The organism is Parasphingopyxis sp. CP4 (assembly GCF_013378055.1).
In the GTDB taxonomy this organism is placed as follows: Bacteria; Pseudomonadota; Alphaproteobacteria; order Sphingomonadales; family Sphingomonadaceae; genus Parasphingopyxis.
This window is the reverse complement of record NZ_CP051130.1, coordinates 1,981,952-2,007,878: the sequence shown is the minus strand read 5'-3', so window position 1 is coordinate 2,007,878 and position 25,927 is coordinate 1,981,952. Positions and strand designations below refer to the sequence as shown.

Below are 25,927 nucleotides of genomic sequence, written 5' to 3'. Positions count from 1 at the left end.
TCATGATCGATTTTGTCAGCCTTGTCCGCCCAATCCTTTTGCTTCTGGTTTTCCTGTTTGTGATGCTGGTGAGTTTCCGGATCTTGAGTGCAATTGCGACGCGGCAAAATGTCCGCACGCGCGTCACGGAACAGCTGGCGCCCCCGAGCGAAAGCGACGCGGGTTCATTAAGGGGTCATGAGACAAACAGCGCCTGGGTCCGTCTTGTTAATACGATTGAAGAGCGGGGCTTTTCGCTTGCCGACACCAAAGATGATCAGCTGCGGGAAAAGCTCCGCGCAGCAGGATTCACGCATCCTTCGGCGCCCAGAATATTTACACTGACGCGGCTCGTGATGACATTGGCCTTGCCGGCAATCTTTGTTGGCGTAGCCCTGTTCATGGGTAATACGATTGGTTTTATCCGGCTCTATGTCGGCGGCGTGTTGCTCGCTTTGCTGGGCCTCTATCTGCCCAATCTGTTTGTCACTGCGAAAGCCGATCGCCGTCGCGAAGCCATGACAAACGGATTTCCCGATGCCCTCGATCTGATGCTGGTTTGTGTCGAGGCGGGATTGGGACTGGAATCTGCATTTGACCGGGTCGGGCGTGAAATGACCAAGTCCCATCCGTTGATTGCAGACATGCTTGGGGCGGTGGTCCTAGAGCTGCGGGCTGGCCAGAATCGCGAAGATGCGTTGCGTCGTATGGCCGAACGGGCCGGGATCGATGAGATCCAGTCCTTTGCCACCTTGATGATCCAATCGAGCAAGCTCGGATCGAGCATTGCCACAACGTTGAGAATCTACGCATCAGAGATGCGCGAGAAACGCCGCCTGCGCGCAGAAGAAAAGGCGCATCGTCTTCCCGTGCTGCTCTCGCTGCCCCTTGTCGGTTGTCTATTACCGGTCATGATCGGCATATTGATGCTTCCAGCTGTAATCCGCGTCGTCCGTAACCTTATCCCGACATTGGGAGGACCGTGATGTCCCGCAAACTTCTCAACATATCCGCACTTGCACTTTTGGTCGGCTGCACCTCAGGGAATGTCGAACTGCGAGCGGTGCAGACTCATCCCGATGCAGCAGTGGAGCAAAACCGATTGCTTGAGCATGCGCGCGGTTTGTTTCGGTCGGGCAATTATGCCTTGGCGGCCCAGCAATTTCGTGCGGCTATCCGTCACGATAATCAAAATGCTGCAGCCTATAACGGCCTGGCGGCCTGTTATGACCAGATGCAGCGGTTCGATCTTGCCGATCGCTACTACCAAGAGGCGCTGGCACTAGCACCGGCTGACCGTGCGGTCCGCCATAACTATACCCTGTCTTTGCGCATGCAGCGGCGGACGGACGAAGCCGAAGCATTCGAACTGGAGACAGCAGCGCTTGAGAGGCAAGCGGTGGAGCAGCGAGCAGAGGCGCTGCGATCTGAGGAACAGGTCGCGCCTTCAGTCGCACCGATCATTGTTGCATCTGCGACCATTGTGGACGTTGAACCTGAAGTGGATCCGGAATTGATCAGTGCGCAGCTCGTCGGAGAGCTAGCCGAGGCTGTCCCGCAAATCACGGCCCAGGCACCGGAAGAGATCGAGCCAATTCGGCCGATTGAAGCACGCGCCACAGTTCAGACAGCAGAGCTCACCACATCGGTCAGCCTGGTACATGACCCCGACGAGCAGCGTGAATGGAGCTGGCAAATTGCCCAGGCTACGCCGAGTGTTTCCCGTGACGAAGCATGGGAACGCATTGCCAGCGCCGTCGCTCCGGCAATGGCAATGGATCTTGTGCGGCGGCCAATCGGCAGAATGATCGCGAGCGCAGACTATGGGGATGCCAGCTTGAAGACGACGAAGGCTGGTCTTCAGGCGAGTTGGGGCATTGCAAATGCCGAGGTGCCCGCCATTGACCAGCCAATAACGGTTTTGAACGGCGTCGGACGTCGTGGTCAGGCTGCACGAATGCGGACGCATCTCAGAACACTCGGTGCATCGCAGATTCGTGTTGGTGACGCGCGGCGCATGCGGGAAGGTACCGCGCTCTATTTCGCGGCATCAGACAGGGACGAAGCCGAAACTTTAGCTCAGGCGATCCCCATCCCGATGGAAATGCGCGAACGCAATTCAAACCGGCAAATCACGCTGGTGCTCGGTGAGAATTCGGTTCCGTTCGACTATATGCTGCAGGCCCGGTTTATCGCGTTATGAGGCTGTGGGCATGGGCTATCTGCGTCTGTGCGCTGCCCGCCAGCCCAGCCCATGCATGCGCGTTCGCCGATCTCGATTTTGCTGAACAGGCTATCGCAGCAAATCGTCTGATCCAGGCGCAAGAGATGCTGGAAGCGGCGACTACGGCCTGCTCGAGCGAGGAGCGATATCTTGCGCTAGCTGCAGCGCTGAGATTGCAACAAGGCGAACTTGCCGACGCACGATCGCGCTTTGAAGCGCTTGCTGTCGATAATCCGGAAAATCCGCAGTACGCGTCTGGCGCTGGTCGTGCGGCAATGCGGCAGGGCGATAATGCGGCAGCTCTCGATTGGCTGATGCGCGCCACTATGATGCCGGATGCGGACTGGCAGGCATGGAGTTCGCTGGGTATTGTGCTTGATAGCCGACGCCATTGGGCGGAAAGTACGCTGGCCTACGAACAAGCCCTCGCGCTCGCGCCCGAGGAGCCATCTGCTTGGAACAACAGAGGCTATTCACTGATCATGCAACGCAGGGCTGAAGAGGCATTGCCGTTCCTCGAAGCAGCGCAGCGCCTGGCGCCTGACGATAGGCGCATCGGGCGCAATCGCCTGATCGCAGCGGCAATGCTTGGCAATTATCCCCAGTATCAGCTCCCGGCGGAGAGCGCGCGGGATTGGGCATCACGCCTCAATGATGCGGGGTATGGCGCCATGCTGGCGGGCAATTATGCAGATGCAGAACGCCTTTTCGACCAGGCGATCGAGGCCAGCGATGTCTATTTTGCCCGTGCAGCGCGCAACCGTAGCTTGGCTCAGGAGGCCCAATGACACCCATTATCGACACACCTGCATTGATGATCGCCTATATCGTTATCCTGATTCTGGCAGCGATACAGGACCTGAAAAGCCTTAGAATTTCGAACCTGCTGTCCGTTGCTCTTCTGCTGGTCTCCGGAACCGCAGTCGTGTTGAGCCTTCCGCCTGGACAATGGTGGCAGCATCTGGCGTCCTTCATTGTCGTGCTGGGTATCGGAATTCTGCTATTCTCGCGCGGATGGATGGGTGGTGGCGACGTGAAATTGTTGGCAGCCAGCTCGGCCGCCTATGGGATATTCAACATCCTGTGGCTTTTGACGGCGGTTGCCATTTTTGGCGGGGTTGTTGCCCTACTGTTGCTGCTCCTGAGAGCAGCGGTCCCGCAAGTCTGGGTGCAGGTGACCGGCTTTAAGGGCCTGCAAAAAGGGAGTCTTATTCCCTATGGGCTGGCTATTGCGGCTGGGGCGATTGCGTCGACTCTGATTGCCGACCGCGAAGCAGAGCCTGTGTCGGTTCTCGATCAGGATCCATTTGCCATGGGCTCGGAATCCGAAGCAGAGCGCTAGACAGGTTCGGACCGCCGCCCCGGGCAATGAGACTCATGTGGTTGCAGCACCGGCAACTGAAAAACGACTCGCGAAATGAAACCGATTCGTTCCAGGGGATAGTCCCGATTCGTCCATATCTGAATCGTTTTGAAGCGCCCGGAAAGCTCGTAACCCTAGATTAACCTTCATTTTTCTCAATGTAGCAACCATAGCGACCTCGCCTGAATTTCTTCGGTATTTAAATATAAATATGGATATTAAAGAATAGAGGTACAGAGAATTCCAAGTGATACTAATAAGACCGAGCAAAAATGAAATTAGTGTTAGGGCTAGGTAAGTAAATAAAACAAAGGTTAACAATAATATTCCTAACTATCACCTATAAACGAGCAATTATGGGCTTCTATAGTATAACCAAGCCAATTTATTAGCCTTCTATACAATAGTCAGATCCGCTCCGAATTGGGGCAATGGTGAACAAATTCTTAAATTTTCCTTGCATTGAGTCCCGATCGGCGGAATCCTTATGTGCGACGAGGGCGAGGCGGTTTAGTTGAGTTTATTCGCCTCCCGTCACTCAAGGTCGCAAATATTGTTGGGGGGGAAGTTGATGCGAGCATCGGCTCACATCGTGATCGGAATTTTTGGTGCCGCGCTCCTGGCGACCCAGGCGAGCGCGCAGGCGCAATTGCAGACCGGTGTTGTTTATAGCTCCGATCAGGCAGGTCTTGGTGCGCCCCCGCCATATACGGGACAACTAAGTATCCCGGTAACGGCGCAGGTTACAGCCCGGTGCGGTTTCGCCCAGGCGCCGAACGGTTCGGTGAACCAACCCGATTTCGACGTAAACGGAATTCCGCAGACTGACTTCGCATTCCAGCTGGAATGTTCGGGTCCGTCGCGCGTGGCGATTACATCACAAAATGGCGGCTTGCTGACGAACGGCACAGTGCCGACCGGCTACACGACGCTCGCGCCCTATAATGTAGAGCTCAACGTTGTCGCCAACGACAGCAATGACAATGTCAACGATACATGTGCCGCGGCTGAACTTAACGCCGGCAATACATGCACCTTTTTCGGTACGGCTACCGAGACGGTGGGCGCTTATGTCGCGTCGCCTTCGGTCGGCCAGAGCGGTTCCTATGTGCGGGTCAGTGCGCCGGTTTATGCCGGCGTCAGTGTCCTCGTGGATGGCGCCTATTCGGATATTTTGACGGTAACCCTGAGCGCGGCGCCCTAATCGGTTCGTGCAGTAGATTGGAGTTAATGAGATGAAGAAGATTGTTTTTGGATCGATGACGGCAGCGCTTGCCTTGGCAGCGACCCCGGCACTGAGCCAATCGGTCAATGGCGTGGTGAATATCACGGCCAATGTACCGGGCAAATGCCAGGTGGTTTCGCCGGGGCCGGCTGGCTCGAGCTTCACCAGCACGGTGGATCTGGGCGATATTTCGGCCGCTGACGGCACATTGCTGCCGAGCGCGACGCTTGCAGCCCTGTTCAATGCGGGTGGATCGCAAACGGCTAATCTGCAGTTCCAGGTCGTGTGCAACACCGCAACGCCGCAGGTGACTGTCGATTCCGACCCGATCGTGAGCGCAACCCCGGCAGCTACCGGCTATGCCAATCGCGTTGACTACACCGGCACCGTAGTTTTCACGACAATTCCGGGCAGCGTGACTGTCAACAACGCATCGACCGCGGCTTCGGCAACCAGCACGGCATTGAACGGCCGCCTGGTAACCGGTGGTTCCAATGTCACCGTCACCGCCAGCAACTTTGCAACGGCGAACGCAACCGACGTTCTGGTGGCGGGTGCTTATGCGGGCGTGATCAACATTACGATCGCACCGGCACCATAGGTCGAGAGCAGATAGGCGAGAGTGTCCAGAGGAATGCATGATATGAGAAAGATCGGACTAGGAGCATTGGCAATCGCGATCGCGACGATCGCAGCCCCTGCGTCTGGCCAGATCGTCTCTGGCACGATCAATGTCAGCGGAACGGTTGCGCCGAAATGCCAGGTCGTATCGCCTGGTCCGGCCAGCCAGAGCTTTCTGAGCACGGTTGATCTTGGCGATATCTCGCGGGCCAATGGCACGCTTGAAGATGATGGCGTCCTTACCGCACGGTTTAACGCGGGCGGGACGCAGGTCGCCAATCTCCAGTTCCAGATCGTCTGCACAACCGCCGCGCCGTTCGTGACGGTTGACGCTGACCCGATCCTGAATGGCGGCGGCACTGCGCCGACCGGATATTCGGCTCGTGTCGACTATACATCTCAGGTCACACTGAACCTTGTAAATGGCGGTTCGCAGGCCGTCTCGAACCTCTCATCGGCGGGTGCTGCTTCATCGCAATCGCTGAATGCGCGGCTCGTGACGGGTCAGAATAATCTTACCGTTACCGCAACAGGATTTACTGCAGGCAACGCAAGCGACGTCCTCGTCGCCGGTGCCTATTCGGGGGTCATCAACATCACCATCGCGCCATCAACATGAAGGCGCGGTCGCTACAGAATTTGAATGGGAGAATATCAATGCGTACCACTTTACTGATTGCAACGGCGATTGCCATGACGGCAGCTGCCCCGGCTGCGGCTCAGTCCGTAACCGGCACCGTTAACATTACCGGCAGCGTTGGCGAGAAATGCCTCGTCACCGATCCGGGCCCGGCTGGAAACACATTCACCACGACCATCGACCTTGGCGAGCTGGCCCAGGCAGACGGTACGCTGCGCACGGGTATCGAAGCGGACTTTAACGCTGGCGGCACGGGCGCTTCCGATGTCGACTTCCGCGTTGTTTGCACGACGGCCAATCCGGCAGTGACGGTTGACGCAGATCCGATCGTTTCGGCTAACTCTGCTCCGGCGGGTTATGCCAACACCATCGACTATCAGGCGGACATCACCTTCTCGCTGGTCGCAAATGGTTCGCAGACGGTGAGCAACGACACCACAGCTGGCACGCCGGCTGCTGCATCGTTGAGTGATCGCCTCGCAACTGGTGGCACCAACGTAAATGTCGCCGGATCCAATTTCCGGACGCCGAACGCGACCGACGTTCTGGTCGCAGACCCGAACTATACCGGTCTCATCACGATTACGATCGCCCCGACCACCTAGTCGGAACGATTGACAAAGACGTTACTCAAGGAGCGTAAAATGAGGAAATCAGTTCTTGTTGCAGCAGCCGCTACCGTTGCATTTGCCGGCCCGGTTGCCGCGCAGACGGAAGGCGGAAGCTCGGTCACTGGTGCGGTCAATGTGACCGGCAGCGTAACCGGCATCTGCGCAGTGATACCGGACGGCGGCAGCCCGACGGATTCCTTCACCGGCACGATTTCGCTGGGTGAACTGAACGATTCAGACGGTACCTTGAAAGACACGCTGATCGGTTCGTCGTCGGCCTCTCCCGCCGGCACGTTCACGACCCGCGTTGTCTGCACGGACAATAATCCGCAGGTTACGATCAGTGCGACGCCGCTCGAAGAAGCGCCGGATCAGATCACACCAGCCGCAGGTTATGCCGATATGATCGACTATACCGCGCGCGTTGCGATCAACACGGCGTCTGGCGGGGTTGTCCCATTCGATACCCGCACATCAGATGCAGTTGGTGGCGGTGGTCCGCTGAACGATCTGATCGCTGCTGGGCCGCAGGATAATGTGTCGGTTAGCGTCTTCGATCTCGATACGGTTGGCGGCAACACCAACATTCTCGTCGTCGGCCAGTATCTGGGCGTCATTTCGATCACGATTTCGCCGAACACGTAAGCTGAAGAGCTGCGACGAAAGCCATTTGGAGGTTGAGTTGAAGGATATGATCAAGGAGTTGAAAATTCCGGCCATCGGAATCGCCGCCTTGCTTGCGTCCATGCCTGCTCATGCGCAGGTCGGTGGCCAGGTCAATGTGGAAGGCTTCGTGACGAATCTCTGCTTCGCCGGAACGCTTCAGGGTGGAAACGATGTGTTCGACCTGGGGATCCTGAGTGAAACGTCGAGCGGCCGGTTGCGGTCCGATCTGGCGGCTCCTCCCAAGACATTGGTCGGCGCATTCTGCGGCGGGGCGAGTACCTTGTCGATTACGGCAACGCCGCTGGTTTCGCAGAACTTCACGTCCAATGCTCCGAACGGTTTTTCGCGGACGATCCATTATACGGCCCAGGCCAGTGGATGGACGCAAACGCCGGCTACATTTGTGACAGGGTCTTCGACCAATCCGGATGCATCGCAGGACCAGCCGGTGGCATTTGCAGGCGACATCGTTGTAGCGATTAGCGAGTTCAACACAGATGGCGGGCAATCGCTGCGTCTTGTGTCCGATCCCAGTTACCAAGGTCAGATTGTCGTGACCCTGGCAGCGGCGAATTAGGAGGACGATGATGCGGCTAGGACTTCTCATCGTTGCGAGCCTCGCCATGGCACCGGCCATGGCCGCGGCCCAAAGCAGCGTAGATACGCGTAACTTCACCGTGATCGGTAACGTTCCGGGTGGTTGTGCGCTTGGAACGCCGGAAGTGGCGGCTGGCGAGCAAATCAATTTCCGCGGCATCAACGGCAATACGCTTCAGATTGCTGAATTGGTGGACCCTTATACCTTGTCCACCAAAGCAGCGTCGGTGCAGGTTTCCTTCGATGCAGTGTGCAATTTCCCGCACACATTGTCGCTAGAATCGCAGAATAATGGCCTGTTCCAGACCTTTGAATTTAGCCAAGACCCCGCCGAAGGCTTTGGCGATGGCGTGCCCTATACTGCCAATGTCGATTGGTCGGATGAGAATTTGATCCTCCTCGCAGACGCCCGCGAGCGGCGTGTAGCGGAATCGCGGATCTTCATTGACAGCACGTCGGCCGGCGAACTCATTCTCCGGTTGGATATCGGTTCGGGTGCCACGAACTTGCGGAATTTCTCGCCGCTGCTGGCCGGTATCTATGGCGACACAATCCGTATCACTTTGGAGCCACGCACATGATCAGGCAGACTGTATTCGCGCTCGCCCTGGCCTTGCCGTCGGCTGCCATGGCGCAGATTGACAATATTCCCGAGCAGCGGCTCGAAGTGCTGGGTGAGGCTCTGCCTGCCTGTGTCATTCGGACGCCGTCAGCCACGTCGGGCAATAACGCGACCTTCACACCGGTTAGCGGAACGACTGGTGAGATCCAGATTGTTGAGTTTGTGAACCCGAGCAATGCCCAGCCGCGGGCCGCGTCGATCAATGTCGCGCTTCCGGTGATCTGCAATTCGCCGCACCAGCTGGTGCTGCGCAGCACCAATGGCGGTTTGCGTCGCGAAGGTTCCAGCGGTGGCAATCAGGGACCATTTGCTGAGTTCAAGCCCTATACGATTGCGGCCGATTGGGCCGGCAATTCTTTGAATGTCGCGAGCGATGCCGGAGGCGCTGTCACGATCAGCTCACCCTTCGCCCGCGCCGGTGACGTGTCTGTTTCGATCGATGTCCAAGGTGGCGGGGCCCCATTGGTGGCCGGCACCTATTCGGACGAGATCGTAGTCGAGTTTACGGCGGCATACTGAATGCGGCTGAACGCTATTGGGGGATAGCAAGTGATTAATCTGTTGCGTAAATATATGCTCAAGGTCCTGCTGCTGGTGGGACTGGGAGCGATAGCACCGACGTTGGTGGCGATGACCGTCCAACCGGTGGTCATCGATCTATCAACTGCTGGCCGAGGCATGAGCCAGGTCATCACCGTCGAAAATACGTTTGCGACCGCGCTGCCGGTCGAGATGCGTGTCCAGGACCTTGCCTTTACCGAAGATGGTATCGTTGGCACTGGCAATGAATCAGAAGACCTGCTGGTCTTTCCGATGCAGGCGCTGATTGAACCGGGCCAGACTCAGTCGTTCCGGGTCCAATATGTCGGTGATCCGGAGCTCGCGCAGAGCAAGCATTTCTACGTGACTGCAGCGCAGCTGCCCGTCGAACTGCCCGAGGGCCAATCGGCGATTCAAATTCTATACAATTTCCAGGTCCTGGTGAGCGTAAGCCCGACAGGAGCGGAATCGAGCCTTGTGATTACTGGAGCGGAGATCGGCCAGAATAGTGCCGGTGCTCCAGTACCTGTGATCACGGTAGCCAATGGGTCGGCGGCGCATGGTTATCTGTCCAGCGGCCGCCTTCGGATAATCCAGCGAGACTCAACCGGCGACGTCATTTTCCGGCGCACCATTCCGGGCCCCGAAATCCAGCAGACAATTGGATTTGGGCTTGTAGGTGCTGGCCAGACACGACGCGTTCTGGTGCCAGTCGAACTTCCGACCAATGGGGGGACAATTGAAGCAGAATTCACACCAGCATAGGGGTCGCATCCGCCCGGCTTCTATCCTGGGCGTCTTGCTTACCTCTGCATCATCGATTGCTTGCGCAACCGCGGCGAACGCACAATCCGCGTCGCCCTATCTCATGCTTACGGCCGACACGGCGTTGATCGTAGCGAATGCGGGTGCCGCAAGCTTCCAACCGGGGCAGACAACACAGGCGCAAGAACGTCGCGTTGTTATGCCCGGCTCCACGGCGCAAGCGGCCAATGCCGGCGTCCAGCTGAACCCGACGGGCCAGCCGATAACACTTACGGTTCCGGCGCGGGATGGCGGGATCTATCTTGGCGATGTTGTGATCCGGATCGATACCAACGATCAGATCTCATTTTCATCGCAGCGCTTGCTCGACCTTCTGTCCAATGTGGTCGATCCGGACGTACTCGAAAATCTCAATGCACAGTTTGGCGATAGCGGCACATTGTCGCCCTCCGATTTTGGCGCTTATGGCATTGGTGTTGAGTATAACTCCCAGGATCTGACGCTTGAGCTGTCGGTTGCTGCCGAACGCCGCGCGACGCGGACCGTTCAGGTCAGCCCGCTGGATCGAGACCGGATCGGTACTTTCGCCCAACCGGCTGATTTCAGTGCCTATCTGAATGTCCGCGGCAATGTCGATTTCCTCTGGGAAGGCCCCGATGATGGCATCCAGGAACCGGTGATGTTCCTTGATGGCGCAATCCGCCTCGGCGGTCCGGTGCTGGAATCTGAAGCGATTTGGCAACCAGGCACATCGGGTACAGATTTTCAGCGCCTAGGCTCGCGCCTTGTCGTCGATGATCAAACTAATCTTGTCCGTTGGACGGCTGGTGACCTTGAACCGGTTAGCCGCAGTTTCCAATCCGTACCGGAAATTGCCGGTCTTTCGGTTTTTCGGTCCTATAGCACCTTGTCACCACAACAATTGGCAAGGCCGCGCGGCGATCGGACCTTCCAGCTCGATCGCGCATCCACGGTCGAAGTGCTGGTAAACGGCCAGGCAGTCCGCCGATTGCAGTTGCAGCCGGGCACCTATGACTTGCGCGATTTCCCGTTCACCCAGGGTGCGAACGACATCCGTTTGGCCATTCTGGACGATGCGGGGCGCACCGAGGTGCTGCGGTTCAACGTCTTCCTCGATCAATCGCAATTGGCCGAGGGCCTGACCGAATTTGGCGCTTATGCTGGTGTGCTCGCACCGCTCGCTTTTTCAGGGCCGGACTATACTGATAATTTTGCGTTTAGCGGCTTCGTCCGACACGGCGTGAGCAACTATGTAACGCTCGGCGCCAACTTCCAGGCCGACAGCAATGTCCGCATGGGTGGTGTTGAAGGTGTATTCGGAACGCAAATCGGTACATTCGGGGCCAGCTTGTCCTTGTCCGATATTGATGGGTTCGGCGTTGGTCGCGCTACCCGGTTCACCTATCAAAGGCTGATCCGCAAGAATGACGGTCAATCCGATTCACTCAATGTGTTCTTCGAAAGCCGGTCTGCAGATTTCGGGTCGCTCGGTAACATCATTCCGTTCAACGCCTTTAAGTGGGAAATCGGTGCCGGCTATTCGCATGCCTTCACCCGCAACCTCTATGGCGGCCTCGACATGCGCTATTCGCAAGGGCGCGGTGCCCAGCGCGATATCGGCACGATCCGGGGAACATTGGGCTGGCGGATAACCGATCGCGTCAGTGCGACCGGCGATCTTCGCTTCGAACGCGACAATCAGGGATCACGGGTTTCGGGACTTTTCTCGCTGACCGTCCGGATTGGGTCGCGGTCTAATGCACGGGCCGAATATGACACGCGGTTCGATCGGGCGCGTGTTTCGTACAATACGCTCGGCGGCAGCGGTGTCGGTTCCTATAATGTTGCAGCTGATATCGAACGCAGCGATTTCGGCTCCGGGGTCAACGCAACAGCCAATTATTATGCCAACCGCGCCGAACTGGGTCTCAGTCATTTCGGCACATTCGACAATGATTTCGCATCATCGGTTAGCCAAAGGTCGTCGTTCCGCTTCGGTACGTCGATTTCGGTCGCCGACAATGCGGTGTCGGTCGGGCGGCCAATTTATGACAGCTTCGCGATCGTCCGGGCGCATGAAAATCTCGATGATGCGGAAGTCGTCCTCGAACCAACGCCGTTCGGCTTTACCGGCACAACCGGTGTGCTTGGTTCGGTCGTTCAACCCAATATCAGCTCCTATGCTGAGCGCACGATCACGTTTGACGCGCCCTCAGCGCCGGCGGGCTATGATCTGGGGCAGGGGTCATTCCGACTCTTCCCGCCCTATCGTAGCGGTTATGTGCTGACGGTCGGTTCAGACTATAGCATCACAGCAGTCGGCACCTTGCTGGCTGCCGATGGCACGCCTGTTTCCTTGGTTACCGGTACCGCCACAGAAGTCGCCAATCCGGAGCGTGAACCGGTTACGCTGTTTACGAACCGTTCGGGCCGCTTTGGCGCGGTCGGACTGGCACCGGGCCAATGGCGGATCGAGATGCTCGACGATGCACGCAGTACATTTGTGATCGATGTTCCGGACAATGGAGAGAATATCCTCCGTGTCGGAGAGTTGAGAGCTCAGTAGAGATAGTAGAGAGAGTGAGATCAATGAAGAAGCTTATCCCGTTCACAGCAGCCGCGATCCTAGCGGGCATGCCGCTTTCCCAAGCTGCTGCGCAAGCGCAACGTGACTGCAACTTCACATTTTTCTCCGGCTCGGCGAACATTATTTTCGATCCTTTTGGACAGGTGACAGGCAATCAGCTCCAGGTGAACATTGACGTTACGCGTAACAATGATGCCGGGGGTGCCAAGGCATCGGATGTTGATTTCTATCTGAGAACGACCGATCCCGATCTTGTGGGTGTGCAGGTTGTTCCGATCAGCGCAGTCGGTAGCGGTAGTGGCGAAGGCTATGGCGTCGACATTCACTATGATCAGAATGAATCGCCGCCGTTGTTGCAAAAGCCGATTCAGACAAACCAGCCCGTCACGCCGGGTGCCCTGCGCTGGCGTTATACAGGTAACAACGTCGCGTCAGACACGTTCACAATCATCGCCAATGTGATCATTCCGCCCGGCGCTGATTTCGATTCCACACAAACCTTTACATTCACGCCTGAGGGTGTGTGCAACGGTACGGGTGGTGGACAACCCTTTACAGGCGATATCATTGTAAATGGCGGCATCAATCTGAACATCATCGTGCTGAGCGCGCTGCGTGCCACCTATGTTGGACCGGCGCTCGATTTCGGTGAAGTCGGCGATGTCGATGATACGGCGGCGCTCAGCCTGACGCGCGCCGGCAATATCCGGGTTGAAAGCTCGGACGTCTACGAAGTCTCGATGACGTCGCAGAATAATTATCGGATGACATATCCGACCGGCAATCCGGCGCTGCCTGATCAGAATCTTGAATATCAGGTGTCATTCCTGGGACGGACCCGGAACCCGACCAACACATCGGCAATTAATGTGAATTGTTCGCGCGCCGGGATCGGCACCGGATCTTTGGTCCCAGTGTCCGTTTCCCTGCTCGAAGGCGGTTTGGACGAAGCGCCGTCGCCTGACTATCAGGATTTCCTGCTGGTGACCTTCACGCCACGCGTCAATCTGTCGCCAACTGAAACCTGTGGTGCGTAATCGTCGCGCTGATTAAAGCGCGACGATCCGAACCGAAAGCGTACCAGCAGCAGCTGTTTCCGGCAGGTTAAGCGCAACATTGCGCGATGCGATATCGGCGTGTGAAGACGTCGAGATCAGGGTCGAACCCTCATCTGCAATATCAACACGCTTGCCGTCGATCACCAGGCTGGCTTCGGCCAGTTCAGGCGATGCATCAACATAGACCTGATAGCCGTTCGGGCTGTTACAGAATTCGTTGAGCTGACCCAGGCTAACCTGATCACCGGTCATCGGAACAACCGAGGCATCAAGCGTCGCGTTGCAAATAACCGGGACATAGCCCGTAATCCGCAATGTGTAATTACTGGAGGGAGCAGTCGCGGATGCACTCCCGGCCAGGACTAGTGCGCAAAGCGCTGTCGTTAGTTTCGTTCTCATGACAAGACTCCCTTTTCGTCTCGCCAGTTGAACTACGCACCTATCCCCAAAATATGCTTTCGAGATTAGGTAAATTTCATTTTAACCCGCCAAGCCATTCAAAATGAAAGGTAAAATGGGGTGGCTAATTTCTGGTTCTTTCCTCCAAAATGAGCCTTATCAGCTGTCCGCGATCCGGGATGGCCAGTTTCTTGTAAATATTGTGGAGATGCACCTTTACGGTACCGGCTGCCATTTCGAGCTCAGACGCGACTGTGTCGGTGGATCTGCCGGCCGCAATCAGGTCGGCAACCTGGCGTTCCCGTGCTGTCAACGGCGCGTAGAGTGATTGGTGTTGGTCCAAGCCCCTGTTCAGCGCGGCGCTGATCACGGATTGGGATACCCATTCCCGACCGCGCGCGATCTCCCGCACACATGTTACCATGCTGTGTGCGTCATCATCCTCGTGGATAATCCCGCTCGCGCCCGCCGCGATCGCTGAGAGTGCGGCACGATGATCATCTTGAGAAAGCACCAGCACGATTGGGGTAGGGCCGCGCGCATCTGATATCATCTGGATATGTTCGGCAATTTGCTGATCGGGCCGGTCTGCACCAAAGATGATTATCGCATCGTCAAATCTGGGGTCATTCCAGTCGACCGTTTGGAAATCCCCATCGGTGAGGCGGGCGCGAAACCGTTCGGCGCGCAACAACGCTTCGATCCCGCTCCACAACAGGCTGGTCGGCGCAAAAATCCAGACTTTCTCTATCGGTTCTTGCAATTCCACCCCAGTTCGTCGGCATCATGGTTTCGGCACGCAAGCTATTGGCCAGACTCCGAAATTCAATCGTTCGAAACGCGGGCTAACACTCATTGAACCGCGCAGACAATAAGTCCGTAGCCCGCCATTGGCGGCCATACTGACAGAAATCTCGGTACAGGCGGCAAAAGTTTAGTGGGAGAGTTAACCGATTATAAACCATATCCGCCCAGAATCCGATCAACGGCCAAACCAGGGAGCCTCGCAATGTCGGAAAAGATTACCCCGAAAGTGGAACGCGTAGCCCATATGATCATGCACATCATGTCGCCTTCTTATCGGCGCGTACGCGAACGTTTGGCCATGCTGTCGGCGATCGACTAGACCTTCGCCCGCACCAATTGTTGATCGTCGTCCTGTCGCTGGCCGCGTCGGCTTTTCATAAAATATCGTCCGATCTGAACCGCCTAGCGCACCCGCGGTCGCGGATGCGAACTTGGCGCACCGAGTTTAGAAAATTCACTTCATATTGGAGTATTTATTTCGGTCAAATTCGTCGATTTTGGCCGATTTCTGCTACTCTGCGCCATAACGGATGATATGAAAGATCATCGCCGCCCAAAAAGGGCTGCACCACGGGAATCGCATTTCACCTGACGGACACAGTTCGTCGAACCGGACACACTCGACCTGGATGCACCATGGCTGACAATAGCGTGTCAAAGAATGCGAGGTTTCGTGCCGAACTCGTGCCGCGACGGGAAACCTGGTTCGCCATCATGGTACTGGCATTGCTGGCCATGGCCGTAATGCTGTCATTTGGAAATTTCATTCTCAACTTCCGTTCGATGACAGATGCGCAGGATCGAGTGATTCTGTTTGAGGCCCAAGAAATGGCAATCATCAGGGTCGCCGATGATCTTGAATTGAATGCGGCAGCAGACCGGTTATCTGATTCACTCGATCGCTATGCGCAATCGGCCGACCAAATAGCGGGTCTTCGGATGGCCGGACCCAGCAATGCACGGGATGGATCGAGTGGGGATTCCAGGTCTGGACAACTCGTTGCGCTCGCATCGGGCAGGCGTGACGCCGAATTTCGCGATCTGGTTGCCCGATTGGGCGATGATGCGGCTCGTGATGCCGACCTCGCCCGGGGCAATTTTGCTGCGGAGTATCGTGATACCGTCCGCGCAATATTGATTCTCGGCGGCGTCATCGTGGTCGCCCTCTTTGGTGGCCTATGGATGTTTCTCCGACGCTCGCTGCGCCTGCAGGAGCTGCTGAAAAGCCGAACGGCCGATCTGGAAGAAGTCGATCGGTCGCGACGGCTCTTCTTTGCCAAGGCAAGTCACGAGCTGCGGACGCCGGTCACGACCATGCAGGGCGAAGCGGAGGTCGCCCTTGCCGATAGCGGAACCGATATTGAAGCGATGCGGGAATCGCTTGAGCATGTTGTCGCGCATGCAGGTTTTCTTGGTCACCGGATCGAGGAAATGATCGGTCTTGCGCGTACAGCCGATGGTCAACTGCATCTTGAGATGGATCCGCTGGATCTGCGGTCGATCGTAACCGCGGCGATCGAGGATGCGCAAATCTACGCTGACTCTGTCAATGTCGCCATTTCTGTCACCGCTCCTTCGGCCAATATTGGGATGACCGGGGACAGTCTTTGGCTGCGCCGCGCCTTGCTGGCGATCATAGAGAATGCCCTCAAATTCTCGCCCATGGGCGGCGCTGTGGACATTGCAGTGGAGGTCGATGCAGGTTCGGCCCGCATCGCAGTGACCGATCAAGGCCCGGGGGTTTCACCCGATGAATTGCCGCTGATCTTTGACGCCTATTACCAGACGGATGTTGGCAAACAGCGCGGCGGCAGCGGTCTCGGCCTCGCCATGGCGCGGTGGGTGATCGAACAGCATGGCGGCAGCGCCGCCGCCAGAAATATCGGAAACCTTCGACGCCGGGGGTGCCGTGTGACGGTCACCGTACCGATCGGGCGAAGCCGATGAAGATTTTACTAGTCGAAGATGATGTCGGTATTGGCCGCTTCATTTCGCAGGGCCTGCGCGCCCGGGGATGCGATGTGCGCTGGGAACGGGAGGGCAGGGATGTCGTCGCGCTGGCCGGATCTGGAGAATTTAATACGATTATTCTTGATCTCCTGCTCCCCGATAGCGACGGAATCGACCTCTGCGCGGACATCCGGGCCGCCGATGTCGGTACGCCGATTTTGATTTTGACGGCGCGGACCGGGTTGGATGATCGTCTCGACGGATTTGCTGCCGGGGCCGATGATTATCTGCGCAAGCCGTTCGCCTTTGCAGAGCTGATCGCACGTGTCGAAGTCTTGCTGCGGCGCGATGGCTCCCGGAAGCCGGATCCTATCACTTATGGCCGACTGGTAATCGATCCGCTGACCGGTCAAGCCGAATGGGAAGGTCGTCCGGTCGAGGCTGGGCGTCGAACAAAAACGCTCTTGTTGGCGCTGGCCCGGGCCTCTGGCGATGTCGTCGGGCGGGATGCTTTGATTGAGGAGATTTGGGGGAACAACGCCGAAATCACCGACAATTCCCTGGATGTCTGCGTCAGCGCCTTGCGTCGAATATTGAAGGCATCATCCGTCCCGCTCGAAATCAAAGTCTATCGCGGGCAGGGCGTGGCCCTGCGATTGTCAGACGATTAATATTTGTTGTTAACCTGAACCTAATTTCAGGTTTGGCGCGCTCGGTCCTGCTAACAATATCCGCTCATGGAATGATAGGGAGCGGACTATATGGCCTTGTATTGCCCCATAATTCTGGAATCCAGTCTCCCATCTGCGTGCGCTCTGGCCAAGCCGCCGCATAGGCCTGTCACAGACGGCAATTTCACGGCCCCCATCCTGCGGCCTCCCCCCCGTTCATGGTTAGGTTCAGCATGAACGATCTGTCCGAGTTCACCCGCATTTCGGCAGAGGAGGCCGCAGGTAACCTCCGCGCATCATTGGTCCGCTTGATGGCTGTCTATTGGCGCAAGGTGCGGGGGGAGAATCAACTTGCGGAAGCCCTGACGCTCCGGTCCATTCCAGTTCAAGTGGACGAGATTACTGCGCGGCTGGATCCGTCGGCCTCACGGAATGGCCCCCAAAAGGTCGAGCGGTTCGCAAATGGGAATAATGGCGCTGAGCGTAGATTGCCGGATCCGTATCTGATCGCAAAAATGATCCGTGTTCGCCGTCTCCGGGAACGGTTTTTTGACAGCAGACTCTTTTCCGACCCTGCATGGGACATGTTGCTCGAGCTGACCTCCGGCTATGCCGAAGATCGACCCTTAACGGTTTCGTCTTTGTGCGATGCTTCTGGCCTGCCTATGGCCACGGCCTTGCGCCGGATTGATGAAATGGTCGAGAGCGGATTGATAGAACGGAAACGCGATCACCTGGATCGCCGCCGTATCTTTGTCGTGCCGACCGAAAAGGCCATTGAAGCCATCAGCGGCTTTTTCGCCGAACTGGAAACCTCAACCTGCTTGGTATGATCCGAGGGACTGCGCGCGAGCGCAGTACACCACGAGCCTCACTAGATTTTTGGTCTTAGGCCGCCTGCACAACAGACAGATGTGTCGGTCGGCGGGCGAGCGATAGCTGGATTTGTTCGACGACAAAATCGATGACAGCGCGAATATGGGGTTGGCGACGGGCCTCGTCCGTCGTCACCATCCAGCCTGGCGTTGTGAGTTCTTCAATCGGCGGCATCAGGCGCACAAGGCCCTTAATGTCATCGCCCATCAAGCAGGGCAGGATCGATGCGCCCAAACCCGATTGAACACTTGCGATAATGCTCGAAAGCGTACTTGCCCGCTGGGCGATCGTGGCTCCGGGAACCCGCTCGGCAACCCATCTGGATGTGCTGCTTTCGCCATCCAGGGAAGATACCAGCGGATAGCGGGCCATGTCCGGGATATCTTCTGGCATGCCGATTTGCGCCACCAGCTGTTCGCTTGCGTAGAAGCTTTCCAACATGTCGATCAGGTGGCGCACGATCAGTGTCTCCTGGGTTGGTTTGGGCCCGAAGCGGATAGCGATATCGGCCTCGCCCCGCGCCAGATCGAGATATTGATCCGACGTCATGATCTCTACACTGATCTCCGGATAGCGTTCTCGTAAAAGGCCGACGGCCGGGATCACCCAGGCATTGGCGGCCGATTCCACCGTCGTCAGTCGGACCGTTCCGGCGAGCCGCCGCGATTCCGCTTCGATTCCGTCGGAAAAGGAGAGAATAGCCGCTTCGACGCTTTCAGCCGCGGGGAGCACCGATTCTCCGCGCGGCGTAAGGTCATAGCCGGACGGCTTGCGTACGAAGAGCTTGACGCCGATATCTTCTTCGAACGCCGTAATCCGGCGCGAAACGGTAGATTGGCTGACTTTCATCTGTTTCGACGCGGCAAGCGTACTGCCTGTCCGGGCCACCGACAGGAAATATCGCAGGTCGTTCCAGTCCAACATCGCTGATTCTCCACGATTCTTTAGGCTATGCATTCGTGCATAGCATAAGCGCAAGACTAGTGTTAGCGGGTAGGGGGGAGAGCGCGTATCTAAGGGTCAAGACGATGGATTGGTCCACCGCCTGCATCGAAAAAGACTAATTGGAGATACGCCATGACCAAGATTTACCCAGCAGCTTTCATCGCTTCTGTTCTCGCTACGGTTTCCAGCTTCTCGCTGGCCCTGGTGAGCTCACCGCTGACGATCCTCGCTGCCTAACCGATAGCGCGCTTCCGCGAGCCCCCTCTCCCGGGTCGCGCATCACTACCCAGCCTCTCATCCTCCCCGGATGCCCTGCGCCCTCGCCAGTCCCCCTGGCGGGGGCGCTGTTTTTTTGGGCGACGCGGTAGCCGCGGCTATGTCTCCATCAATGACAGGCCTTGAGATTGCGGGACAACAGCCAGGCATTCACGGGCCATGCCGCAAGGAAACCAGCGGGTACCGCAACGGCAAGGGCGATCGCGAACTGCCAGGTGAAGATACTGCCGGCTTGCATGCCGCCCATCCAATAGTCCGCGCCGTTCATGGCGATTTCCATAACGCCGATTGAGACAGCTTCGCCGATCCAGATCAGCTTCAATGCCGGCCAAAAACCCATATTCTCGCGCCGCATGACCGGCAAAACACCGAGCGTGAAGCCGGAGATATAGGCCAACAGCGTCGCCAGGCCGATCGTTGCCCAGACCGCGAGGCCCAGCGAAACACCGATAGCCAATCCGGCGACTTCCCCTATGATACAGCCCGATAGGCAGTGCAGCGTCGCTTGGGCGGACGTCACCCATTTGTTTGAGTCGTGAGTGTCCGGATGGTGCGCGCAATCGTCCATAATTACCTCTGGCTTACTATACCCCCCCTATGTATAGGGAGCGTGACAATTCGACAAGTGAGGTGAGTAGATGGCGAGCAAGTTCGATAAGGAAATTGCCCGGATGAAACGTATTGAGGGCCAGGCGCGCGGGATCGCGAAAATGATGGAGGAGGATCGATATTGCATCGATATCTTGCAGCAAATGACTGCGACCGAAGCGGCGTTGCGCGCGGCCAAGTCCAAGATACTCGCGATCCATGCCGGTCATTGCATCGAAGAAGCAGTTGAGAGCGGTGACAAGGCATCGCAGCGCGAAAAGTTCACCGAGCTGGTGGACTTGTTCGGTAAAGTCGGGCGCTAGCAGGAAACAGATCATGACAATCAGCAGACGCCGGATTGTGGGCGGCGCATTGGGCCTTGGCGGCGCACTGGCAATCAATGCCCTTCGTCCCGGATGGGCCCAGGCCCAAAATCATGCGCATCACAGGCCGATGGCCGCCTCTGCACCCGGCGTATTGACCGGAGAAGAGATCACCCTTTCTATTGGCGAGACGCCATTCACCGTTGGCGGGCGAACCGGCCATGCCGTCACCGTGAATGGCACGCTACCGGCACCGTTGATCCGGCTGCGCGAAGGGCAGAATGTTCGCATTGCCGTTACCAATCATCTCGATGTCGACAGTTCGATCCATTGGCACGGCATCCTGCTCCCATTCCAGATGGATGGCGTTCCGGGCATCTCCTTTCCCGGCATTCGGCCCCATCAGACATTCACTTATGAATTTCCGATCCGCCAGGCGGGTACCTATTGGTATCACAGCCATTCCGGCCTGCAGGAGGCGATGGGCCATTATGGTCCGATCGTGATCGATCCCGCGCATGATCCGGTAGAATATGACCGCGAGCATGTGATTGTCCTGTCGGACTGGAGCTTCATGCATCCGCACCAGATCATGCACCGGCTCAAGCAATCACCTGATTTTTTCAATCGGCAGCAAAATGCGCTGTTCGATGGCCGCGCGATGACAGCCGGTCAGCGCGCGATGTGGGGCGGCATGCGGATGATGCCGTCGGACATCGCCGATGTTACCGGTGCCACCTACACCTATCTCATCAACGGCCATGGGCCGGACGAGAATTGGACCGGGCTGTTTGAACCTGGCGAACGGGTGCGGCTGCGCATCATCAATGCATCGGCCATGTCGATCGTGAACATCCGGATCCCGGGCCTGCCGATGACGGTTGTCAATGCGGATGGCGAGAATGTCCGGCCGGTTACCGTCGACGAGTTCCAGATCGGGGTTGCCGAGACCTATGACGTGATCGTCACGCCGAACGCAGATCGCGCTTACACGATCGTCAGCGAGAGTATTGACCGGTCAGGACTGGGGCGGGCTACGCTGGCGCCGCGTGCAGATATGCAGGCCGACATCCCGCCGTTGCGCGAGCGCCCAACGCTCACCATGCGTGACATGGGCATGGCTGGAATGGCGCATGAGGGCGATACCGCAATGGATCACACGGCAATGGGGCATGGCGGTATGTCCAACACCGATACCGCGATGGATCACGGGTCGATGGACCATTCGATGCGAGACGGATCGGTGGCACCCGAAGTGGATCTCACCCCAGGCGTCGATATGATTTCGCCAATGCCGATGGATCGCACCGGCGATCGCGGTCTGGGTCTCGATAGCGTGCCGCACCGGGTGTTGGTCTATACCGATCTTGTCGCCTTGGAGCGCAATCCCGACCCCCGCCCGCCCAGCCGTGAGCTTGAAATCCACCTCACTGGGAATATGGAACGCTATATGTGGTCGTTCGACGGCCGTCGTTTCAGTGAGCAGGTCGAGCCAATCCGTTTTGCGCGCGACGAACGCGTCCGGGTGAAACTGGTCAACAATACGATGATGACCCACCCGATCCATCTGCATGGCTTTTTCTTCGAACTGATCAACGGCCATCACGGCCGTCACCCCCGCAAGCACACGGTGAATGTGCTGCCGGGTGGCTTTGTGCACTTCGATCTCACTGCCGATGCGCCAGGTGACTGGGCCTTTCACTGCCATCTGATGATGCACATGCATGCCGGTATGTTTAACGTCGTTACGGTGCGCCCGATGGGAGATCCGGTATGAGCCGGCTTATCGCGGCGCTGCTGCTCGCCACTGGCGCGCCGGCTTTGGCCCAGCATCAGGGTCATGGCGATCACGGGCAAATGGATCATGGCGCGCATCAAGATCAGGCGGCTGGGACGGAAGAAGCTGCGGATCCCCATGCAGGTCATGCGATGCCCGAGGCAACAGACCCCCATGGGGGCCACGCAATGCCCATGCAGACCGATACACCGCCCGACCCTCATGCCGGACACGCTATGCCGGCGCCGGCCGATCCGCACGCCGGTCACCAGATGATGCAAGATGGTGACAGCCTTCCGCAATCCGGGCCGCCACCCGAAGCCTTTAGCGGACCGGATCATGCGGCAGACATGATTTTCCCACCGGGCGAGATGGCTGAGGCGCGCGCCGCATTGCTGCCGATAACGGGCGGGGCGACGCATCACTTTTTTGGCATGGATCGACTGGAAGCGCAGATCGCCAATGGCGAGGACGGTTATGTCTGGGAAAGCAATTTCTGGATCGGCGGCGATATCGACAAGCTTTGGATCAAGACAGAGGGCGAAGGCGAGATTGGCGGGGATCTGGAGGAAGCGGAAATCCAGGCGCTTTGGAGCCATGCGATCGGCCCGTTCTTCGATCTTCAGGCGGGCATACGCTATGATCTTCGTCCCGAGCCGGATCGCGCGCATGCGGTGATCGGCGTGCAGGGGCTGGCGCCGTACTTTTTTGAAATCGATGCCGCCATGTTTGTGTCAGATGAAGGCGATGTCACGGCGCGCGTCGAAGCGGAATATGATCAGCGTCTGACACAGCGATTGATCGCGCAGCCGCGCATTGAGCTCAATCTGTCGGCCCAGGATATTGCGGAGATAGGTATCGGTTCGGGCGTCACCGATCTCGAGGCCGGGCTGCGTCTCCGTTATGAAATCAGTCCGCAATTTGCGCCCTATGTCGGGCTGGAATGGCAAAAACAGTTCGGCGACACCGCTGATTTCACGCGGGCAGCAGGCGGCGATGCGGATCGTTTTGTGGCCCTGGTCGGATTACGATTCTGGTTTTGAGTGAATGGGCGGCCTTTGGCTGCGGTCCGCTCCTCACCATTTCTCCTTAAACGGCCGCAGATCCAATTCGTGCGTCCAGGCGGAGCGCGGCTGGCTGTGCACATACCAATAGGCCTGGGCGATCGCATCGGGTGACAGGCTGCCATCATCGCCCAGACTCTCAAGATATTCGCCAAAGCGGCTGCGCACCATTTCGCCATCGATGGCGCCGTCGATGATGAAGTGCGCGACATGCACGCCTTGTGGACCATATTCGCGCGCGAGGGACTGGGCGAGCATCCGCAGGCTCGCTTTGGAAGATGCAAAGTGCACGAAATTCGGATTGCCGCGCCGCGACGCTGATGCACCAGTGAAGAACAGGCTGCCTTCCCCCTGTTCCTTGAGAAGCGGTATCGCCCGTTTGGCGGTCAGGAAGCCGCCGAGGAAACCGACTTTCCAGAAACCTTCCATCGTTTCGGCATCCAGCTCTTCAAACGGTATCACCGCATTGTTGCCAGCATTGTAGATGACAGCGGCAATCTTCCCGCGCTCCTGTGCGAGGGCGAACAGGCGGTCCTGATCGGCTTCAGAGGTGACATCGACCCGCACGGCTTCAGCCGAACCTCCGGCCGCTCCGACCTCATCGGCCAAGGCTTGCACTTTTTCTTCTGTGCGTCCGGCCATGATCGCATGCAGGCCGTTGTCCGCAAAGCAGCGGGCAAGCGCGCCGCCAACGCCTTTCGAGGCGCCGGCGCCGAGGATGATCGCGCTATCAGCCATGGTCCGCGGCGGCTTTCGCTTCATGGGCTGCAAACCATTCAGCTTCTTCTCCAGGCTCGGGCATGATGTCTCCACCTTCCATGACCCAGCTGGCTGGCGTGTCGCGGATCATGACCTGAATATCGTCCACCGGGATACTGGCATTGTCCCGGATCGATTCGGTGATCTCGCTGATAATCTGAGCTTTCTGCTCGTCATTGCGCCCGGCTCGGATGCTGCCCATCAGGAAGACGCGCTTGTCGTTAAGCGGCATGTCGGGCGCGTCTTCGCGGAAAAAGGCATGGACGAATATCGGTGGGGCGTCGGTAACCTCGCAATGGGTGCGAGTGATGTCAGCGGCGATCGTCTCCTTCGCCTCGTCAGAAATCGCGCCTTTGGCGGCGTTGCACATATAAAGGGGCATGATTGTCTCCGATCTTCAGGCGGGGTCGTTGACGACGCCGACAATTTCATTGAGTGTGCAGCCCGTTTCCCGAGACCACAGACCACAAAGCTCATCGAGCAGTGATACGCGCGCCGATTGCTCAAGCGATGATGGCCCGGCGACGGACACAATCGACGAAGTAGATGGTTTGGTCGCGGTAAATCCGCTTCCCTTGTGTATCTCGACCCAGTTGATCGTGGCGGGCGCGTCAAAGTTGCGCGTGGTGAAATCGTCGAGGCTGCTGCGCAGCGCAGCTTGGGTCTCGGCCGAAATCTGATCGGCTTGGACGATACAGGTGCAGTTTATCATCATCTTTGCTCCTTCGAATGGGCTTCGGATTCATCTTTCAGGGGGTGCAAACCGAGCTCGTTCAGCTCGACTCGCTCGCCATCAGCGCGGCGCGGCCAGACTTGCAGCAATTCTCCGCCGGTCACTTCGTCGACAAAGGCATAGGGCGGTCCTTCGGGATGGGCGGCCCATTTATCGCCCCATTGCGACAGGGCGATCATCACCGGAGCCAGCTCTCGGCCCTTCTCGGTCAGCACATATTCCTCGAATTTCGAGCCGTCGGAGGAGGGCGCACGGGTCAATATCCCGCCGTCCACCAATGCGCTCAATCGGCTTGCCAGTGTGTTTTTCGCGATCCCGAGCGACGCCTCAATCTGTTTGAATCGGCGTATGCCCATCATAACATCGCGGATGATCAGCAGCGACCACCATGATCCGACATGTTCCAATGTCCGGGCTATCGAACAGTCCATTTCTGAAAAGGATTTTGTCTTCATCTCACCAACCTGGTTGCAATATAAAACCATCTAATCTAGTTGGTTCAATAATGCAACCACATATTTGATTCGCTGTTGAACTGGGAGATGAGACTATGACAATCGCCATTCACGGAACTTTGCTGTCGCCATGGGTGCGGCGGTTGCTGGCTTTCTGCGAGGAAAAGGGCGTCGAATATGACATTGTGAATGTCGTTCCATTGGGCGAACCGGATCCTGAGTTTCTGAAGATCAGCCCGCTTGGTAAAGTGCCCGTGCTGGAGGTCGATGGTCGGTATCTGCCGGATTCACTTGCTGCCTGCAGCTATCTCGAGAGCAAGATCGATAGCCCCGTGCTGTTCCCGTCAGACGGCTGGGAGCGCGGATGGATGCTATGGCTATGCGACTATCTCGGCACCGGTCTCTTTTCCAAAGTTGAAGCGCCGCTCTTCATCCAGCGCTTCATCAATCCGGCATTCCTCAATATGGAAACCGACGATGCAGTTGTCGCCGAAGCGCTCGCGCAGATGCCGGCGCATTTTGATTATCTCGAAAGCCAGTTGAGCGAGGGCAAGGAATTCCTTGTCGGCGATGCGCTGAGCCTGGCCGATCTGACGGCGGGCAGCATCTTCGTCAATTTCTGCCATGCCGGCGAAATCGTCAATGCCGATCGCTGGCCTGCGCTCGCCGCCTTTGTCCAGCGGGTCCATGCGCGGCCGTCCTTTGTGCGCATCCTTGAACGCGAGAAGGAAGCGGTCGGCGCTGTCTCACCGATGTTCGCCTGATCGGGATCGATAGGCTGGGCC

The 25,927-nt window shown here is 57.6% G+C and carries 30 protein-coding genes; 22 read left to right on the top strand and 8 right to left on the bottom strand.

The genetic code is table 11. From position 1 onward, the window contains the following. Positions 1-2 precede the first annotated feature (2 nt). The 15 genes from HFP51_RS09760 (at position 3) to HFP51_RS09690 (ending at position 13,498) form a co-directional block, all read left to right on the top strand. On the top strand, positions 3-965 hold the full coding sequence (locus HFP51_RS09760) for a type II secretion system F family protein (protein WP_176875547.1): 963 nt from the start codon (positions 3-5) through the stop codon (positions 963-965). Beyond that, positions 965-2,182 carry a LytR C-terminal domain-containing protein gene (locus HFP51_RS09755; protein ID WP_176875546.1) on the top strand — a complete coding sequence of 406 codons (1,218 nt, stop codon included), beginning with the start codon at positions 965-967 and terminating at the stop codon, positions 2,180-2,182. The genes HFP51_RS09760 and HFP51_RS09755 overlap by 1 nt, the downstream gene beginning before the upstream one ends. Continuing rightward, on the top strand, positions 2,179-2,991 hold the full coding sequence (locus HFP51_RS09750) for a tetratricopeptide repeat protein (RefSeq protein ID WP_176875545.1): 813 nt from the start codon (positions 2,179-2,181) through the stop codon (positions 2,989-2,991). Before HFP51_RS09755 ends, HFP51_RS09750 begins: the two co-directional genes overlap by 4 nt. Beyond that, positions 2,988-3,545, top strand: a complete 558-nt coding sequence (locus tag HFP51_RS09745) for a prepilin peptidase (protein WP_176875544.1) — start codon at positions 2,988-2,990, stop codon at positions 3,543-3,545. Before HFP51_RS09750 ends, HFP51_RS09745 begins: the two co-directional genes overlap by 4 nt. A 592-nt stretch (positions 3,546-4,137) precedes the next feature. Further along, positions 4,138-4,770 (top strand): hypothetical protein, encoded by a 633-nt coding sequence (locus HFP51_RS09740; RefSeq protein WP_176875543.1) that lies wholly within the window; start codon positions 4,138-4,140, stop codon positions 4,768-4,770. 31 nt (positions 4,771-4,801) lie between these two features. Beyond that, positions 4,802-5,392 carry a hypothetical protein gene (locus tag HFP51_RS09735; RefSeq protein ID WP_176875542.1) on the top strand — a complete coding sequence of 197 codons (591 nt, stop codon included), beginning with the start codon at positions 4,802-4,804 and terminating at the stop codon, positions 5,390-5,392. A gap of 42 nt (positions 5,393-5,434) precedes the next feature. Next, positions 5,435-6,031, top strand: coding sequence for a hypothetical protein (locus tag HFP51_RS09730; protein ID WP_176875541.1), 597 nt, complete (start codon positions 5,435-5,437; stop codon positions 6,029-6,031). A 38-nt stretch (positions 6,032-6,069) separates the two neighbouring features. Next, a complete protein-coding gene (locus HFP51_RS09725; protein WP_176875540.1) occupies positions 6,070-6,657 on the top strand; it encodes a hypothetical protein in 588 nt (195 codons plus the stop codon). Positions 6,658-6,696: 39 nt separating this feature from the next. Further along, the gene (locus HFP51_RS09720; RefSeq protein ID WP_176875539.1) at positions 6,697-7,308 is read left to right on the top strand and encodes a hypothetical protein; all 612 of its coding nucleotides are present in this window, start codon (positions 6,697-6,699) and stop codon (positions 7,306-7,308) included. Positions 7,309-7,354: 46 nt separating this feature from the next. After that, a complete protein-coding gene (locus HFP51_RS09715) occupies positions 7,355-7,906 on the top strand; it encodes a hypothetical protein (protein WP_370462957.1) in 552 nt (183 codons plus the stop codon). 7 nt (positions 7,907-7,913) lie between these two features. Then, positions 7,914-8,507, top strand: coding sequence for a hypothetical protein (locus HFP51_RS09710; RefSeq protein WP_176875537.1), 594 nt, complete (start codon positions 7,914-7,916; stop codon positions 8,505-8,507). Next, positions 8,504-9,067 (top strand): hypothetical protein, encoded by a 564-nt coding sequence (locus HFP51_RS09705; RefSeq protein WP_176875536.1) that lies wholly within the window; start codon positions 8,504-8,506, stop codon positions 9,065-9,067. The genes HFP51_RS09710 and HFP51_RS09705 overlap by 4 nt, the downstream gene beginning before the upstream one ends. Before the next feature lie 30 nt (positions 9,068-9,097). Beyond that, positions 9,098-9,853 (top strand): molecular chaperone, encoded by a 756-nt coding sequence (locus HFP51_RS09700; RefSeq protein WP_176875535.1) that lies wholly within the window; start codon positions 9,098-9,100, stop codon positions 9,851-9,853. 103 nt (positions 9,854-9,956) lie between these two features. Then, the gene (locus tag HFP51_RS09695) at positions 9,957-12,440 is read left to right on the top strand and encodes a fimbrial biogenesis outer membrane usher protein (protein WP_176875534.1); all 2,484 of its coding nucleotides are present in this window, start codon (positions 9,957-9,959) and stop codon (positions 12,438-12,440) included. A 23-nt stretch (positions 12,441-12,463) separates the two neighbouring features. Beyond that, on the top strand, positions 12,464-13,498 hold the full coding sequence (locus tag HFP51_RS09690; protein WP_176875533.1) for a hypothetical protein: 1,035 nt from the start codon (positions 12,464-12,466) through the stop codon (positions 13,496-13,498). A gap of 12 nt (positions 13,499-13,510) precedes the next feature. Here the strand turns inward: HFP51_RS09690 and HFP51_RS09685 are convergent, their stop codons facing one another. Continuing rightward, positions 13,511-13,918, bottom strand: coding sequence for a hypothetical protein (locus tag HFP51_RS09685; RefSeq protein ID WP_176875532.1), 408 nt, complete (start codon positions 13,916-13,918; stop codon positions 13,511-13,513). Between the two features lie 124 nt (positions 13,919-14,042). Next, on the bottom strand, positions 14,043-14,681 hold the full coding sequence (locus tag HFP51_RS09680; RefSeq protein ID WP_176875531.1) for a LuxR C-terminal-related transcriptional regulator: 639 nt from the start codon (positions 14,679-14,681) through the stop codon (positions 14,043-14,045). 680 nt (positions 14,682-15,361) lie between these two features. On the opposite strand from HFP51_RS09680, the gene HFP51_RS09675 reads away from it, so the two are divergent. The 3 genes from HFP51_RS09675 (at position 15,362) to HFP51_RS09665 (ending at position 18,179) form a co-directional block, all read left to right on the top strand. Further along, complete coding sequence (locus HFP51_RS09675) at positions 15,362-16,672, top strand: sensor histidine kinase KdpD (RefSeq protein WP_176875530.1); 1,311 nt, start codon at positions 15,362-15,364, stop codon at positions 16,670-16,672. Then, the gene (locus HFP51_RS09670; protein WP_176875529.1) at positions 16,669-17,346 is read left to right on the top strand and encodes a response regulator transcription factor; all 678 of its coding nucleotides are present in this window, start codon (positions 16,669-16,671) and stop codon (positions 17,344-17,346) included. The genes HFP51_RS09675 and HFP51_RS09670 overlap by 4 nt, the downstream gene beginning before the upstream one ends. 233 nt (positions 17,347-17,579) lie before the next feature. After that, the gene (locus HFP51_RS09665) at positions 17,580-18,179 is read left to right on the top strand and encodes a MarR family winged helix-turn-helix transcriptional regulator (RefSeq protein WP_176875528.1); all 600 of its coding nucleotides are present in this window, start codon (positions 17,580-17,582) and stop codon (positions 18,177-18,179) included. A 55-nt stretch (positions 18,180-18,234) separates the two neighbouring features. Here HFP51_RS09665 and HFP51_RS09660 read toward each other — a convergent pair whose 3' ends face one another. Both HFP51_RS09660 and HFP51_RS09655 read right to left on the bottom strand, forming a co-directional pair. Further along, a complete protein-coding gene (locus tag HFP51_RS09660) occupies positions 18,235-19,146 on the bottom strand; it encodes a LysR family transcriptional regulator (protein WP_176875527.1) in 912 nt (303 codons plus the stop codon). A gap of 406 nt (positions 19,147-19,552) precedes the next feature. After that, positions 19,553-20,011: a DUF4396 domain-containing protein gene (locus HFP51_RS09655; RefSeq protein ID WP_255454627.1), complete on the bottom strand. Its 459-nt coding sequence runs from the start codon at positions 20,009-20,011 to the stop codon at positions 19,553-19,555. Between the two features lie 70 nt (positions 20,012-20,081). Between HFP51_RS09655 and HFP51_RS09650 the strand changes: the two genes are divergently transcribed. From HFP51_RS09650 to HFP51_RS09640, 3 genes are read left to right on the top strand one after another with little or no spacing between them, the layout of a single operon-like run. Further along, complete coding sequence (locus tag HFP51_RS09650; RefSeq protein ID WP_176875525.1) at positions 20,082-20,354, top strand: metal-sensitive transcriptional regulator; 273 nt, start codon at positions 20,082-20,084, stop codon at positions 20,352-20,354. A 13-nt stretch (positions 20,355-20,367) separates the two neighbouring features. Further along, a complete protein-coding gene (locus HFP51_RS09645) occupies positions 20,368-22,131 on the top strand; it encodes a copper resistance system multicopper oxidase (protein ID WP_176875524.1) in 1,764 nt (587 codons plus the stop codon). After that, a complete protein-coding gene (locus HFP51_RS09640) occupies positions 22,128-23,174 on the top strand; it encodes a copper resistance protein B (RefSeq protein ID WP_176875523.1) in 1,047 nt (348 codons plus the stop codon). The genes HFP51_RS09645 and HFP51_RS09640 overlap by 4 nt, the downstream gene beginning before the upstream one ends. 33 nt (positions 23,175-23,207) lie before the next feature. Here the strand turns inward: HFP51_RS09640 and HFP51_RS09635 are convergent, their stop codons facing one another. From HFP51_RS09635 to HFP51_RS09620, 4 genes are read right to left on the bottom strand one after another with little or no spacing between them, the layout of a single operon-like run. Beyond that, positions 23,208-23,933: an SDR family NAD(P)-dependent oxidoreductase gene (locus HFP51_RS09635; RefSeq protein WP_176875522.1), complete on the bottom strand. Its 726-nt coding sequence runs from the start codon at positions 23,931-23,933 to the stop codon at positions 23,208-23,210. Then, complete coding sequence (locus HFP51_RS09630) at positions 23,926-24,336, bottom strand: tautomerase family protein (RefSeq protein ID WP_176875521.1); 411 nt, start codon at positions 24,334-24,336, stop codon at positions 23,926-23,928. Before HFP51_RS09630 ends, HFP51_RS09635 begins: the two co-directional genes overlap by 8 nt. A gap of 15 nt (positions 24,337-24,351) precedes the next feature. Beyond that, complete coding sequence (locus HFP51_RS09625) at positions 24,352-24,669, bottom strand: hypothetical protein (protein ID WP_176875520.1); 318 nt, start codon at positions 24,667-24,669, stop codon at positions 24,352-24,354. Next, positions 24,666-25,142 carry a helix-turn-helix domain-containing protein gene (locus tag HFP51_RS09620; RefSeq protein ID WP_176875519.1) on the bottom strand — a complete coding sequence of 159 codons (477 nt, stop codon included), beginning with the start codon at positions 25,140-25,142 and terminating at the stop codon, positions 24,666-24,668. Before HFP51_RS09620 ends, HFP51_RS09625 begins: the two co-directional genes overlap by 4 nt. A gap of 95 nt (positions 25,143-25,237) precedes the next feature. Between HFP51_RS09620 and HFP51_RS09615 the strand changes: the two genes are divergently transcribed. Further along, positions 25,238-25,906 (top strand): glutathione S-transferase family protein, encoded by a 669-nt coding sequence (locus HFP51_RS09615; protein WP_176875518.1) that lies wholly within the window; start codon positions 25,238-25,240, stop codon positions 25,904-25,906. Positions 25,907-25,927 lie beyond the last annotated feature (21 nt).

Bases quoted from the DNA above. Each gene is read 5' to 3' on its own strand.
- HFP51_RS09760 (WP_176875547.1), top strand. From the start codon at position 3: ATGATCGATTTTGTCAGCCTTGTCCGCCCAATCCTTTTGCTTCTGGTT.
- HFP51_RS09755 (WP_176875546.1), top strand. From the start codon at position 965: ATGTCCCGCAAACTTCTCAACATATCCGCACTTGCACTTTTGGTCGGC.
- HFP51_RS09750 (WP_176875545.1), top strand. From the start codon at position 2,179: ATGAGGCTGTGGGCATGGGCTATCTGCGTCTGTGCGCTGCCCGCCAGC.
- HFP51_RS09745 (WP_176875544.1), top strand. From the start codon at position 2,988: ATGACACCCATTATCGACACACCTGCATTGATGATCGCCTATATCGTT.
- HFP51_RS09740 (WP_176875543.1), top strand. From the start codon at position 4,138: ATGCGAGCATCGGCTCACATCGTGATCGGAATTTTTGGTGCCGCGCTC.
- HFP51_RS09735 (WP_176875542.1), top strand. From the start codon at position 4,802: ATGAAGAAGATTGTTTTTGGATCGATGACGGCAGCGCTTGCCTTGGCA.
- HFP51_RS09730 (WP_176875541.1), top strand. From the start codon at position 5,435: ATGAGAAAGATCGGACTAGGAGCATTGGCAATCGCGATCGCGACGATC.
- HFP51_RS09725 (WP_176875540.1), top strand. From the start codon at position 6,070: ATGCGTACCACTTTACTGATTGCAACGGCGATTGCCATGACGGCAGCT.
- HFP51_RS09720 (WP_176875539.1), top strand. From the start codon at position 6,697: ATGAGGAAATCAGTTCTTGTTGCAGCAGCCGCTACCGTTGCATTTGCC.
- HFP51_RS09715 (WP_370462957.1), top strand. From the start codon at position 7,355: ATGATCAAGGAGTTGAAAATTCCGGCCATCGGAATCGCCGCCTTGCTT.
- HFP51_RS09710 (WP_176875537.1), top strand. From the start codon at position 7,914: ATGATGCGGCTAGGACTTCTCATCGTTGCGAGCCTCGCCATGGCACCG.
- HFP51_RS09705 (WP_176875536.1), top strand. From the start codon at position 8,504: ATGATCAGGCAGACTGTATTCGCGCTCGCCCTGGCCTTGCCGTCGGCT.
- HFP51_RS09695 (WP_176875534.1), top strand. From the start codon at position 9,957: ATGCTTACGGCCGACACGGCGTTGATCGTAGCGAATGCGGGTGCCGCA.
- HFP51_RS09690 (WP_176875533.1), top strand. From the start codon at position 12,464: ATGAAGAAGCTTATCCCGTTCACAGCAGCCGCGATCCTAGCGGGCATG.
- HFP51_RS09685 (WP_176875532.1), bottom strand. From the start codon at position 13,918: ATGAGAACGAAACTAACGACAGCGCTTTGCGCACTAGTCCTGGCCGGG.
- HFP51_RS09675 (WP_176875530.1), top strand. From the start codon at position 15,362: ATGGCTGACAATAGCGTGTCAAAGAATGCGAGGTTTCGTGCCGAACTC.
- HFP51_RS09670 (WP_176875529.1), top strand. From the start codon at position 16,669: ATGAAGATTTTACTAGTCGAAGATGATGTCGGTATTGGCCGCTTCATT.
- HFP51_RS09665 (WP_176875528.1), top strand. From the start codon at position 17,580: ATGAACGATCTGTCCGAGTTCACCCGCATTTCGGCAGAGGAGGCCGCA.
- HFP51_RS09660 (WP_176875527.1), bottom strand. From the start codon at position 19,146: ATGTTGGACTGGAACGACCTGCGATATTTCCTGTCGGTGGCCCGGACA.
- HFP51_RS09655 (WP_255454627.1), bottom strand. From the start codon at position 20,011: ATGGACGATTGCGCGCACCATCCGGACACTCACGACTCAAACAAATGG.
- HFP51_RS09650 (WP_176875525.1), top strand. From the start codon at position 20,082: ATGGCGAGCAAGTTCGATAAGGAAATTGCCCGGATGAAACGTATTGAG.
- HFP51_RS09645 (WP_176875524.1), top strand. From the start codon at position 20,368: ATGACAATCAGCAGACGCCGGATTGTGGGCGGCGCATTGGGCCTTGGC.
- HFP51_RS09640 (WP_176875523.1), top strand. From the start codon at position 22,128: ATGAGCCGGCTTATCGCGGCGCTGCTGCTCGCCACTGGCGCGCCGGCT.
- HFP51_RS09635 (WP_176875522.1), bottom strand. From the start codon at position 23,933: ATGGCTGATAGCGCGATCATCCTCGGCGCCGGCGCCTCGAAAGGCGTT.
- HFP51_RS09630 (WP_176875521.1), bottom strand. From the start codon at position 24,336: ATGCCCCTTTATATGTGCAACGCCGCCAAAGGCGCGATTTCTGACGAG.
- HFP51_RS09625 (WP_176875520.1), bottom strand. From the start codon at position 24,669: ATGATGATAAACTGCACCTGTATCGTCCAAGCCGATCAGATTTCGGCC.
- HFP51_RS09620 (WP_176875519.1), bottom strand. From the start codon at position 25,142: ATGAAGACAAAATCCTTTTCAGAAATGGACTGTTCGATAGCCCGGACA.
- HFP51_RS09615 (WP_176875518.1), top strand. From the start codon at position 25,238: ATGACAATCGCCATTCACGGAACTTTGCTGTCGCCATGGGTGCGGCGG.